This window comes from Solimonas flava DSM 18980 (genome assembly GCF_000426685.1).
Taxonomy (GTDB): domain Bacteria; phylum Pseudomonadota; class Gammaproteobacteria; order Nevskiales; family Nevskiaceae; genus Solimonas; species Solimonas flava.
Window position 1 is genome coordinate 314,797 of the sequence record NZ_AUFV01000002.1, and the last position, 12,136, is coordinate 326,932.

The 12,136-nt window shown below is 68.7% G+C and carries 9 protein-coding genes; 3 read left to right on the forward strand and 6 right to left on the reverse strand.

What is annotated here, in order from left to right; translation table 11 throughout:
- Positions 1–75: 75 nt before the first annotated feature.
- Both K343_RS20930 and K343_RS0104185 read left to right on the forward strand, forming a co-directional pair.
- On the forward strand, positions 76–4,563 hold the full coding sequence (locus K343_RS20930) for a phosphodiester glycosidase family protein (RefSeq protein WP_043112112.1): 4,488 nt from the start codon (positions 76–78) through the stop codon (positions 4,561–4,563).
- Positions 4,564–4,577: 14 nt separating this feature from the next.
- Positions 4,578–5,351 (forward strand): hypothetical protein, encoded by a 774-nt coding sequence (locus tag K343_RS0104185; RefSeq protein WP_028006982.1) that lies wholly within the window; start codon positions 4,578–4,580, stop codon positions 5,349–5,351.
- Between the two features lie 44 nt (positions 5,352–5,395).
- On the opposite strand, the gene K343_RS23850 is transcribed toward K343_RS0104185, so the two are convergent.
- The 6 genes from K343_RS23850 to K343_RS0104215 all read right to left on the reverse strand — a co-directional run bounded on the left by K343_RS23850 (position 5,396) and on the right by K343_RS0104215 (position 10,583).
- Positions 5,396–5,512, reverse strand: coding sequence for a spore coat protein U domain-containing protein (locus tag K343_RS23850; protein ID WP_245585116.1), 117 nt, complete (start codon positions 5,510–5,512; stop codon positions 5,396–5,398).
- A gap of 132 nt (positions 5,513–5,644) precedes the next feature.
- On the reverse strand, positions 5,645–5,812 hold the full coding sequence (locus tag K343_RS23855) for a spore coat protein U domain-containing protein (RefSeq protein WP_211226159.1): 168 nt from the start codon (positions 5,810–5,812) through the stop codon (positions 5,645–5,647).
- A gap of 225 nt (positions 5,813–6,037) precedes the next feature.
- Positions 6,038–7,051 (reverse strand): Csu type fimbrial protein, encoded by a 1,014-nt coding sequence (locus K343_RS0104200; RefSeq protein ID WP_028006983.1) that lies wholly within the window; start codon positions 7,049–7,051, stop codon positions 6,038–6,040.
- Positions 7,042–9,321, reverse strand: a complete 2,280-nt coding sequence (locus tag K343_RS20935) for a fimbria/pilus outer membrane usher protein (RefSeq protein ID WP_051277939.1) — start codon at positions 9,319–9,321, stop codon at positions 7,042–7,044. Before K343_RS20935 ends, K343_RS0104200 begins: the two co-directional genes overlap by 10 nt.
- Positions 9,322–9,358: 37 nt before the next feature.
- Positions 9,359–10,090, reverse strand: coding sequence for a fimbrial biogenesis chaperone (locus tag K343_RS20940; protein WP_051277941.1), 732 nt, complete (start codon positions 10,088–10,090; stop codon positions 9,359–9,361).
- Between the two features lie 7 nt (positions 10,091–10,097).
- Positions 10,098–10,583, reverse strand: coding sequence for a Csu type fimbrial protein (locus K343_RS0104215; RefSeq protein ID WP_028006984.1), 486 nt, complete (start codon positions 10,581–10,583; stop codon positions 10,098–10,100).
- A gap of 314 nt (positions 10,584–10,897) precedes the next feature.
- Between K343_RS0104215 and K343_RS0104220 the strand changes: the two genes are divergently transcribed.
- Entirely contained in the window at positions 10,898–12,052 is a 1,155-nt protein-coding gene (locus tag K343_RS0104220) for a flagellin (protein ID WP_043112113.1), read from the forward strand.
- Positions 12,053–12,136 lie beyond the last annotated feature (84 nt).

Consider the following 12,136-nt stretch of genomic DNA (forward strand, 5'->3'; position numbering starts at 1 on the left):
CCGCCGGAACACCAGTCAGGGGCTCACATGTCACGTCGTTTGGTAGCGATAACAAGGATCGCTTGCGGATCTCTCTTGCTGTGCGGATGGCTCAGTGCCTGCAACAAGGACACCGAGACCACGTACCGCGACCATGCCGTCCGCTATGTCGACGACCAGTCGGCCGGCGAGAACTTCGTCGCCAATGTCATCGCCGCGCCGGCCGACGCCGATGCGCAGTTCGAGGCGCCGGTCGCGCCGGTGGTCGAAGGCACGACCAGCAAGGAACCGGAGCCGACCGTCATCAGCGACCTGCAGAAGTATCAGGTCAACGACGCGCTGAGCATCACTGAAGGCAAGCTCAATCACACCCGCAACGAAGCGCTGATCGTCGCCGACTTCAAGCCCGGCGCCGGCCTGGCGATGGTGCCGGTGCAGCGCTCCGGCGGGCAGTTCACGATGGAGCGCACGACGCGCTCGGCCGACCGCGCGATCGACGCCGGCCAGAACATCGTGCTGGCGGTCAACGCCGACCCGTACGACATGGTCAACGGCTGGAACGTCGGCCTGATCAAGACCGGCGGCGTCACCTACACGGGTTTCAGCGACCGCAACGAAGAGGCGGTGGTGGTCTATGACGACGGCCGCGTCGACATTCTGGAGCACGTGCCGAGCTTCACGCTCAAGCTCTATGTCGCCGGTGAATACGCGAGCGAAGTCGGCAGCGTCTACCGCTACGACGCTTCGCAGCAGAAGAACGTGTCGTTCTCGCGCGGCAGCTCGCCGGTCGCCGTCTACACGGCCGAGAACTACCGCGGCACGATCGACCTCAGCGGCAAGACCGGCGTGCTGGTGCGGCCGCAGGCCAACGGCGTCACCGTCATCGCGCGCAAGGACGGCAGCAACAGCGTGCAGTTCGCGCCGTTCTCCGGCGAGGTCGTCGGCCTGGTGCAGGGCGATGCCAGCTATGTGATTCCGGCCGGCCATGCGCTGATCGTCGGCGCCGACGCGATTCCGGCCGGCAGCCAGATCGCGCTGCGCTACGAGACCGACGATGCGAACTGGTCCACGGTGCGCTATGCGCTCGGCGCCGGCTTCGGCCGCGGCCTGCTGGTCGACAACGGCGAACTGGCGGCCGACGTCGACGAGAACGAGATCAGCAGCCGCACCGCCTTCGGCATTCGCGCCGACGGCAGCGCCTTCTTCCTGATCGCCGACAAGCCGGTCGGTTCGACCGGCGACGGCATCTCGCGGACCAAGCTTGGCCAGCTGATGCGCGCCTACGGCGCGGTCAAGGCGGTGAACTTCGATGGCGGCGGCTCGACGACGCTGGTCAGCCGGTTCCCGGGCGAGCGCTACACGCATCTGCTCAACACGCCGTCAGACGGCGCCGAACGCGTGGTCGCGACCAAGTGGGCGCTGACGATCGATCCGGAGCACGCGCCGTCGGCCAATGGTGTCGCCGTCTATCCGCGCGAGCTGACGCTGCTCGCCGGTTCGACCTACCGCCGGTTCCGCGGCGTCGGCTTCGACGCCGGGCAGTGGGAACGCGACGGCCTGCCGGTCGAGTACGGCCTCAGCGATGCGGCGCTCGGTCTGATCGATCCGGTCACCGGCGCTTTCCGCGCCGCCAGCGGTGACGCGCAGGGCTACGTCGTGGTGCGCGCCGGCGACAAGAAGGGCGTCGCCCGGGTGCGCGTGATCTCGCAGATCGACGCGATCAGCTTCGCGCGCAGCGTCTACACGCTCGACGGCGGCGCCTCGCTGCAGCTGCAGCCGGTGCTGAGCAGCGGCGGCCGTGCGGTGAGCTACGACAACAGCATCCTGCATTACAGCGTCGACAATCCGGCCGACTGCTCGCTCGATGCGGCGAGCGGCGTGCTGACCGCCGGCTTCGTGCAGGGCCGTCGCTGCACGGTGACGGTCAGCGTCGGCGAGCAGTCCGCTTCGGTGCAGGTCGACATCGGCGTGCCGCCGGTCGTGATGGAAGATTTCGAAGGCGACACCAGTCTGTACGCCGCCTCCGGTGCCCGCCACAAGAAGGTCAGCATCGAGAAGGTCGGCGAGCCGGTGTTCGCCGGGCGCTATTCGATGCAGCTGAGCTGGGAGACCGATCCGAAGCAGCCGGGCACGTTCGGCGCGTATCTGACCGATCCGTCGAAGACCAAGACGCTGCCGGGCTATCCGAAGTACCTCGGCGTCAACGTCTACATTCCGGACGAACTGGCCGGCAAGGTCTGGTGGGTGCGCGGCCTGCTCGTCGATGCCGACAACAAGCAGGTCACGATCAACTACAACAACGACGGCGAGCCGCTGCCCGAGCGCGGCTGGCACTTCATGAAGGCGCAGATCCCGGAAGGCTTCCGCGAGCCGCTGCGCTTCTCGCAGCCGTTCCGCTTCCTGGTGCTGAAGACGGCCGAGCGCATCGACTCGCACGTGCTGCTCGACAACTTCACCGCCGTCTACAGCGACAACACCGACCTGCAGGGGCCGGGCGTGACGGTGACGCCGGCCAGCGGCACGACCGTCGACAACGCCGCGCCGAAGATCAGCCTGCAGCTCAACGATGCGTCCGGCGTCGACTTCCACGACTTCGAGCTGCAGCTCGACGGCCAGGATGTCAGCGCCCAGGTCGTCGGCAATGGCCGCGACCGCCTCGACTACCAGACGCAGAACCTCGCCGACGGCTGGCACCGCGTCGACTATCGCGTGCATGACGTCAACGGCAACGTCTCGGCCGGCGACCTGCTGTTCAACGTCGTCACCGGCGCGTCGCGCATCTACGTCGACAGCAGCAACGTCACGTTCTACCCGGGCGGCAGCTTCGACCTGCCGATCCGCGTCGAGGGCGGCGCGCACTTCGGCACGCTGAACCTGCGCCTCGGCTACGACGCGACCAAGGCCAGCATGGAAGTGATCCCGGGCGATCTGGCGCCGGGCGGCGTGGTCGCCGGCAACGGCACCTGGAGCGGCAGCTTCACGGGCTTCGCGGCGACCACGCAGACGCTGGCGACGCTGCGCCTGAAGGTCAAGGACTACATCCAGAACACCGACATCTCGGTGACGGTCGGCGGCGAGCTCGACGGCCAGCCCTACTACCACCCGGTGATCCGCAAGCCGGTCGGCGGCCGCTACGTGCTGATGACCAACTGGGGCGTCGGCGGTCAGGCGGCGGACCTGCTGGTGGTCAGCGGCGACGGCCGTCCGGCGGCCGGCGTCAGTGTCGAGTCGCTGGTCTACAACAGCGCCACCGACGCGGTCAGCAACGTCACGCCGCTCGGTACCACCGACGCGCAGGGCCTGCTCAAGGTCGATCTGCCGGCGGCGAGTGCGACCAAGGAACTGATCTTCCGCGCCTATGACAGTAGCGGTTCGTCGCTGATGAGCAAGGTGCTCGCGCTCGTCGACCGCCTCGACTACGCGCCGCGCTATGCGTTCCTGACGCCGACCGGCGATCCGTCGGTGGTCAACGTCACCTGGTTCACGTCGCTCGGCGCGCAGGCCTCGCTTGTCCGCTACGGCACCAGCGGCGCGCTGTCGCGCAGCGCGCAGGGCTACTCGGAGATCGTGCCGTTCTTCTACGGCACCGAATCCGGCGCGGTGCGCGTGCATCACGCCCAGCTCAGCGGCCTGCAGCCGGGCACGACGTACTACTACAGCGTCGGCGACGGCACGCTGCAGATGAGCCCGACCTATTCGCTGCGCACCGACGACGGCGACGACGCGGTCGACATCTTCCTGTTCGGCGATACGCAGACGCTGTCCGACGAAAACATCTTCAACGGCAACGGCCTGGTCCGCGAGCTGTACCGCAAGATGCAGGCGCAGCTGCCGGGCGGCGAGCTGATCCTGCACGTCGGCGATTTCACCGACGACATCACCGACTACCGTCTGGTGCGCCTGTTCTTTGACGCGATGCAGGGCGAGGGCCAGCTGGCGTCGAAGCTGCTGGTGCCGGCGGAAGGCAACCACGAGGTGCTCAACGAGGGTGCGGTGAAGTTCGCCTCGCTGTTCCCGCTGCCGTATGCGCAGGGCAGCAGCGTGGCGCCTTACGACCGTGCCAACTACAGCTTCGACTACGGCAACGCGCACATCGCCGTGCTCAGCAGCGAGCCGCCGGACGAGGCGGACTGGCAGGCGATGATGGCCTGGCTCGAAGCCGACATGAAGGCGAGCGGCAAGACCTGGAAGATCCTGATGCTGCACCGGCCGCCGTACAACGGCAATCCGGCGTCCGGCAACGGGCGTTCGGCCGCCTACATTCCGCCGGTCGTCGACGCCGCCGGCATCGATCTGGTCATCAGCGGCCACGACCACATGTACTCGCGCTCGGTGCCGCTCGCGGGCGGCTCGCCGCGCGCCGGTGGCGCGACCTACCTGATCGCCGGTTCGGATTCGGCCAAGTACTACGACAGCAACGGCACCGGCATCGCCCGGCTCGCCGACGTGCTGTTCGACGACAACCTCAACACCTACACGACGCTGTCGATCCGCGGCGCGCAGATGCACGTACTGACCAAGACCCTCGACGGTCAGGTGGTCGACGACATCGTGCTGCAGCCGCGCGCGGCCGCCGCGCACTGAACGGAAGAACGCCCATGAAGAAACTGCTGATGCCGCTGCTGGCGCTCGCCGCGCCGCTGGCCGCCTGTACCGAGACGGAGCACCAGGTGGTCGACCGCGACGTCCCGGTCGAGGTCATGCCGGTCGACGGCCACACGCTCGGCTTCTGGACCATGCAGACGCGCGCCTGCACCGATGTCGCCGCGCTCTGCGTCAACGACAACGCGCCGTACGGCAACGATCTCGTGCTCGAGGACGCCGGCCTGCAGCCGCTCGCCACGCGCGATCTCGTGCGCGGCGACAGCGCCGACACCGGCGGCCAGATCATCCAGCTCAACGCCGACGGCGAGACCGTGCCGGCGCAGCTGCGCACGGCCGACAACTCGGTGTTCGCGAATACGCCGATCGGCGATGTGTTCGCGATCCACCTGCGCTTCAAGCCGGCCGCCGGCGACGCCCTGCAGACGGTGCTGTCGCTCGGCAGCGCGGTGTTCAACGTCGAGGCCAGCGTTGACAGCGTGGTCGTCGAGTTCCCGGCGCAGGACAAGCGTCTGCTGCTGCCGCTCGACGGCCGTGGCGACTGGACGAACCTGTACGTGGCCGCCGACGGTCAGAACGTGCGCGTCGAGCTCGACTGCACGGCGGTCGCCGGCTTTGCCAAGGCCGCCGGCGCGCCGCTGCTGTCGCGCGACGCGGCCGGCCTGATGCTCGGCGCGCGGCCGGACACGCCGACCCGCGAGCATTTCAGCGGACTGCTCGAGCTGCTGCGCGTCGCCGACAGCGATGAGGCCGATCTGTTCTGCCGCTGATCGAGCCGGCGCGCGCGGCGGCGCTCGTCCGCCGTGTGCGCCTTCTAGTATTCGACGGTGACGACCACCGTGTCGCTGTAGACGCCCGGCGCGGCGTTCTGTCGCCCCGGCAGGCGTCCGTAGACGGCGCAGTTGCGCGTTACGATCAGCGCGCCGAGCAACCGGTTTACACGCAGCTGCAGGAAGTGCGGACTGCTCGAGCTGCTGCGCGTCGCCGACAGCGATGAGGCCGATCTGTTCTGCCGCTGATCGAGCCGGCGCGCGCGGCGGCGCTCGTCCGCCGTGTGCGCCTTCTAGTATTCGACGGTGACGACCACCGTGTCGCTGTAGACGCCCGGCGCGGCGTTCTGTCGCCCCGGCAGGCGTCCGTAGACGGCGCAGTTGCGCGTCACGATCAGCGCGCCGAGCAACCGGTTTACACGCAGCTGCAGGAAGTTTTGCTGTTCGAATATCTTCGCCACGAACGTTTCGCGCAGGCTCGCGCGACGTCGTCTTTTCCTGCGTAAGCGCGCTGTTGTACGGACTGCGATGGTTTTCTCTTTCTCGCTTCCGGGAGAGGGGATGCCGCAAGGGTCTTGCGGCCGGGATAGATGAATCGCTCTGGACTGGCCCATGCAGGCAAGCGGGAATGACGACCCCGCGGCGAATTCCGGCTGCCCCGGTCTGCGGTGCTTCCGTCTGCCGCTTCAGTACGTGACCGTGACCTTGACGGTGTCGGCGTAGCTGCCGGCCGGCGGCGTGGTCTGCGCCGGCACGCGGCCGTAGACGGTGAAGCTCTGATTCGTTGCGCTGCCGGTCGCGCCGACGCGGTCGACGTTGAGCGTTTCGCCCCAGCGCAGCGTGCGGCCACTGTCGCGGTACAGCTCGTAGCTCACGTAGTTGCCGGCGCTGCTGCGCTTCATGCGCCGCGTTCCGCTGCTGGCGTTGCTGCCGTCGTCGAGGCCGATCTGATACGGCGTCGTGTTCGTGCACTTGGCGGTGATCGTCGAAGTCGCGAGCGCGTCGCTCATGAGTGGCCCCTGCGCGCCGAAATCGATGTCGGTGGCGCTGACGGTGCACTGCTTGGCGACGCTCGCGGTGGCGGTGAACGGAAACGTACCCTTGCTGGCCGTGCCGCAGCCGGGATAGGTGCCGAGGCCGAGCAGCGCCGTCGTCGACTGATAGGACAGCTTAGTCGCGCTGCCGCTGAACGCGTTGCTGTAGGCGCCGGGCACCAGCGCCGTCTGTCCGGCCGGTACGCGGCTGTAGACGGTGAGGCTGCCCGGCTGCGAAGTGTTGTTGCCGAACAGCGCGAAATTGATATCGACCTGCACGTTGGTGCCGCCGCAGCCGGAGTCGGAGCCCCAGCTGTTCGCATAGCCGGCATCCTTGTAAATCTGGAACTGCATGGCGTTGCTGCCGCTGAGCAGGCGGCGCGGATTGCAGTTGCCGCCGCCGGAGGCGCCGCTTTCGATGTTGAAGCACATGCTGACGTAAGCGGCCGAAAGTCCGCCGACCAGGCAGTCGAGCAGACCGCTGCAGCTGTAGGTGCAGCTGTAGTTGATGGTTGTGCTCGTACTGACCGCGCCGCCGTCCGGATCGACCGCGCCGAAGCTCAGATCGGACATCGACGCGCTGCAGCTCGTCGACGCGGCGTGCAGCGGCGCAGCGACGCTGAGCATCAGGATCGCGACGGCGAGGCGGCGGGCGTTCAGCGGCATGGCAGCGGATCGATGTACGGCAGGTCGCCATGTCCGGCGTCGAGCTCGAAATCAGCTTCGCAGCGCGCGCCGTCGGGCGTGAAGACGACGAAGGCATTGTGCATGTCGAGATCCTCAAGATAGGCCTGGCCATCGTAGCCGACGAATACCGTCTTGCCGTTGTCGTCGCGGCGCCGGATGCGGCTGCCGAGCGGCAGCGGCTGGCCGGTGGCGTCGCGCAGCACGACGAGCGCGGCGTGCCTCGCCTGCAGGCCGAAGTCGACCCGCACGCCGCGCCGTCCGGCCGGCACGGCGTCGATGCGCACTGCGTCGGCCTGCATCTGCGCCGGCAGCGCCAGCGTGTCGATCGACAGCCGGTTCGGTTGCCAGGCCTTGAGGCCGGTCAGCAGGTAGTGGCCGTGCGCGTCGGTGACGCCGATCGGCCGGTTCTCGAGCGAAACCGGCACGCCGGCGACGCCATCGGTGCTGATCAGCGCGAAGGCGTCGTCGATACGTCGTGCCGCAAACAGATCGCTGTCCATCAAAACGAGACTGCCTTCGAGCGAGCCGTAGAGCTGCTCATTGCCGTCGAAGTGGCGCAGGCCGGCATTGAGCTGGCCCCAGCCGGCACGCCAGGCGATTTCACCTTGCGCGGCGTCGGCGCCGTCGCCTTGCTGCGCGCGCAGATTCCAGCCCAGGCCCCCGTCGGGCTGCAGGGGGCGTACCAGGCTCGCGCCGCTGCGCAGCGTGCCGTCGTGTGCCTGCATGTCGAGGCTGGCGTTGAGACGCGCGCCGAACGTGCAGCTGAGGCCGGCGAAGAGGAGGTTGTCGCGGCCCTGATCGAGATCGTGCGCGTAGCCGAGGTAGGCCGACAGGCGCTCGCCGACGTTCACGCTGTACTGCAGATTGGCTGTGCGGTAGCGGCTGTCGTCGCCGGCAACCAGGCGCGTGTAGCCGAGCGAAACACTGCCGGCGACGCCGAGACCGAGGCCGAGCAGCGCGCGTTCGCTGACGCGCGGCGGCGCGCGGCCCTCGCGGGAGGCGAGATCGCGGTAGCCGGCGCCAGCGCGCAGGCTGTCGATCGTGGCCGTGACGCGTCCGTTCGACCACCTGTAGCCGAGCAGAGTCTGCGCGCCGTGCCGGCCGTCGCCTGTGCTCCACGCGTAGGCGCCATGGACAACTCCGAGCGTGTCGAGACGCAGGCTGAGACCGGTGCCGGCGAGTGCGAGATCGTCGCTCGCCTCGGCGTGTGCCTCGGCGGTCAGCGCGCGGCCGAGGCCGTAGCGCAGGCTGCCGCTGGCGGCCGGACGGTCGTCATAGGCGAACGAGGACAGCCCGTAGTCGCGGCGCACGGCGCCGATCTCGACCGAGTAGTCGGCGAGCCCCGGCTTGAGCAACTGCTCGGCCGCATAGAAATCGAGATCCATGACGTCGCGCCGGCCGAGCGCATCGGTGACGACGAGCTGCGCGCTGCCGGCGCCGTCGATGTGCGGAACGGCATCGATGCGGAACGGGCCCGGCTGTACCTCGCCGCTGAACTCGCGCATGCCGTTGACGTAGAGCTCGAGTGTCGACGGCAGTGCCGCCTGACCGAAGAAAGCCGGCAGCGGAAAACTCATCAGGCCCGGCTGCAGCCCGAAATCGCGGCGCCACTGCAGGCCGCCGAGCCGCGTCGGCCGCGACCAGGCGAGCGCGCCGCTGACCACGTCGCCGACGCTCAGCGTCCACAGCGACTCCTGTGCGGACCAGCTGTAGGTGCTGTCGAGGCGGCGGTAAGCGATCGCCTCGCCGTCGCGATGCCAGCTCGACAGCGCCGTGCTGTCGATGACGCCCCAGGCGCCGAAGAGGCGTGCGTCGCTGTAGGCGGATGCGTCGCGCTGGTGGGCGCCGCCACCGCCGGCGAGCACGTAGTTGAGCAGCGCACCGTCGGCGGTGCCGGCCGGGTGGTAGTGATCGAGCTCGGTGCTGAACGTCTGCGTCGGCCGGCGCAGGCGCTCGGCCGAAGCCTGAAGTTCAAGGCGCTGCGTGAGCCGGTCGATGCGGTAGTCGACGCCGGCGAGCGTGCCGAGTTCGACGTACTGTGCCGGCGGCAGGTCGCCGATGCCGAGCTCGCGCAGATTGTCGGACCAGGCATAGTCGCGGCCGTCGGCGCCGACCAGCACCTGCATGACGCGCGGCATCGGCGCGCCGTTGACGTCGACTTGGAGATAGAGCTCCAGCCGAGCGTCGGCAAGGCCGGGTCCACTGAGCAGGCCGAGCGCCTGCACGTCGCGCGCCGGCGCCGGCGTCATGGACCCGGCGGCGAAGCTGACGGTGACGGCGAAAACGCTAAGGAGCGCTGTCGTGCGCGCGAAGGTCGGCACGGACACGCTCGCCGTTGAGGCGTACTTCAAGCGTCCGCACGGCGGCCAGCGCTTGCGGCGTGAGCGACAAAGGCCACTGGCGTGCCTGGCCAGCGAGCGCATAGCCGAGCAGTCCCGGTTGTTGCAGGAGGGTGCCGCCGGCCGCATCGAGCAACGTGAGTTCGGAGAGCTGCGCGCGGGTGCTGCCGCTGTTGCGCACCCCCAGCCTCGCGCCGCCGTCGGCACGCAGCGACCAGTCGAGCGCGGGCGCCCCGCGGCCGCCGACGAAGACCGGCACCGAGAATTCCATGACGAAGTTGAGGCCCTGGTGTCCGTTCTCGGCCGATGCCGGCAGCTCGTTGACGAGGATGCGGTAGGCCTGTTCGTGGTCGGGGTAAGCGCCCGTGCGGATCACGCGCACCAGCTGCTGCTGTCCTGCCTCGAGCTCCAGCATCGGCGGGCTCAGCACCAGCTCGCGCGTCGGCGTCAGGTGATCCTCGCCGCTCTCCTGGGTCCAGGCAAAAGCGCGCAGCTGGCCGCGCAGCGGCTGCGCGCCGGCGTTGCGCAGCCACAGCGCCTGCGCCGGTGAGCGTGCGTCGAATTCGAGAAGGATCGGCGAGACGCCGAGGCCGCCAGCGCCCGCACGTGCGGCGGCGAGCAGCAGCGCGACGCCGAGGAGCCGGGCCGCGAAACGTCTGTGACCCGGAGCGTCGCGCATGTGCGGTTCAGTAAGTGACGGTGACCGTTACGGTATCCGCGTACGAGCCGGCCGGCGGTGTGGCCTGGGCGGGGACGCGGCCGTAGACGGTGACGGTCTCCGCGCTGCCGGTGCCGGTGCGCGAAACGCCCGTGGTGTTGTCCCACACCGTACCGCCCGGCGAGTCGCTGTAAAGGTTATAGCTCACGTAATCGCTCGTGCCGTGCTTCATCCGGCGCGTGTTGACGTCGCCGGCGGTCGACGGGTTGGCGCCGGCGCTGAGTTTGATCGAATACGACGCGCCCGACGTGCAGGTGACGCTGAGCGTCGAGCTCTGATCGACCGTGCTGCCGAGTACGCCCTGCGTCCCGAAGTCGAGATCGTTGGCCGACAGGGCCGTGCAGGCGTCGACGATGACGATCTTGGCCTGGAAGGTCGTCGTGATGTCGGTGGCGGCTGCCGGCAGCGACGCCGCCAGACCGGTCACCAGGAGTGCTGCCGCGATCGCTTTCATGTGTCCGCCTATTTGTGCCCCGATATGGGCGAGCCATGCTCGCAGTGCCGCCGCATGCCGCGGGCATTCTGCCTCCCGGCGGTGGATACGGAAAGACGAATGGCTCCAGCGACAAAGTGCGGCTCGTTACCGCTGCCGCTGGTCGTTTTCGCGCTGCCGCTCATCCCGTGTAGGACGATTCGCTCAAGTTTCTCGGGAGCCTTCCGATAAGCACTTCAGCAACGGCAATCCGCTCACGGATCTGCTGAGGCAGGACCGAAAGCCGCAGTGGCCGCCGGCCCGGACTTCAACCCTTCCTCATCAGGAGTGCATTCATGCAAGGCATTAATACCAACGTGATGTCGCTGAACGCGCAGCGCAATCTGCAGTCGTCGCAGTCGTCACTGGCCACCTCGATCCAGCGCCTGTCGTCGGGCTTGCGCATCAACAGCGCGAAGGACGACGCCGCGGGCCTGGCGATCTCGAGCCGCTTCTCCAGCCAGATCACCGGCATCAATCAGGCGCAGCGCAACGCCAACGACGGCATCTCGCTGGCGCAGACCGCCGACGGCGCGCTGAGCTCGATCTCCGACTCGCTGCAGCGCGTGCGCGAGCTGGCCGTGCAGTCGGCCAACGCCACCAATTCCTCGACCGACCGTGCCGCGCTGCAGACCGAAGCCACGCAGCTGCTGCAGGAAATCGACCGCGTCGCCAACCAGACCAAGTTCAACGGCGTCGCGCTGATCGACGGCAGCTTCACCTCGTCGGTGTTCCAGGTCGGCGCCAACGCCGGCGAGACGATCACCGTCTCGGGTCTGGTCGACGCCAACACCGCGGCGCTCGGGTCGGTGACCTCCGCCTCGGGCCAGTCGAGCGCGGTCTCCGGCATCTCCGCGCTCGGCGCGGTCGGCGCCGGCGCGCTGGTCATCAACGGCGTCGACGTCGGCGCCAGCATCGGCGCCGCGGGCACCTCGCAGCAGCGCGTCGGTCAGGTCGTCGATGCGATCAACAACTACGCGACGACGACCGGCGTCAACGCCGCGTTCGACAGCGCCACCGGTCGCATCGTGCTCAGCTCGGCCGCCGACATCGCCGTCACCGGCACCGACGACGGCACCGCGACCGGCTTCAACATCGCCGGCGGCGACGGCTCGGCGACGGCGGCCACCACGACCGGCCTGACCTCGCTGGATCTCAGCTCGTTCTCGGGCGCTTCGCTGGCGATCCAGCAGGCCGACAGCGCGCTGTCGCAGATCAACTCGGCGCGCGCCACGCTCGGTGCGGTGCAGAACCGCTTCGAGTCGGTGGTGTCCAACCTCGCGACTACGTCGGAGAACCTGTCGTCCGCCCGCTCGCGCATCCAGGACGCCGACTTCGCGGTCGAAACGGCGAACATGACGCGCTCGCAGATCCTGCAGCAGGCCGGCACCTCGATGCTGGCGCAGGCCAACTCGGTGCCGCAGAACGTTCTCAGCCTGCTGAAGGGCTGAGGCGGTTCCGGGGTGAGGCCCTCCGGCGCGATGCGCCGGAGGGCCGCCTCGCGAACGGATTCGCGGCGTGACGAACGGCCCGGC

Excerpts from the sequence above, each read along its gene's own strand:
- K343_RS0104200 (WP_028006983.1), bottom strand. The coding sequence starts at position 7,051 with ATGCCGCTGAACGCCCGCCGCCTCGCCGTCGCGATCCTGATGCTCAGC.
- K343_RS0104185 (WP_028006982.1), top strand. The coding sequence starts at position 4,578 with ATGAAGAAACTGCTGATGCCGCTGCTGGCGCTCGCCGCGCCGCTGGCC.
- K343_RS0104220 (WP_043112113.1), top strand. The coding sequence starts at position 10,898 with ATGCAAGGCATTAATACCAACGTGATGTCGCTGAACGCGCAGCGCAAT.
- K343_RS0104215 (WP_028006984.1), bottom strand. The coding sequence starts at position 10,583 with ATGAAAGCGATCGCGGCAGCACTCCTGGTGACCGGTCTGGCGGCGTCG.
- K343_RS20935 (WP_051277939.1), bottom strand. The coding sequence starts at position 9,321 with ATGACGCCGGCGCCGGCGCGCGACGTGCAGGCGCTCGGCCTGCTCAGT.
- K343_RS20940 (WP_051277941.1), bottom strand. The coding sequence starts at position 10,090 with ATGCGCGACGCTCCGGGTCACAGACGTTTCGCGGCCCGGCTCCTCGGC.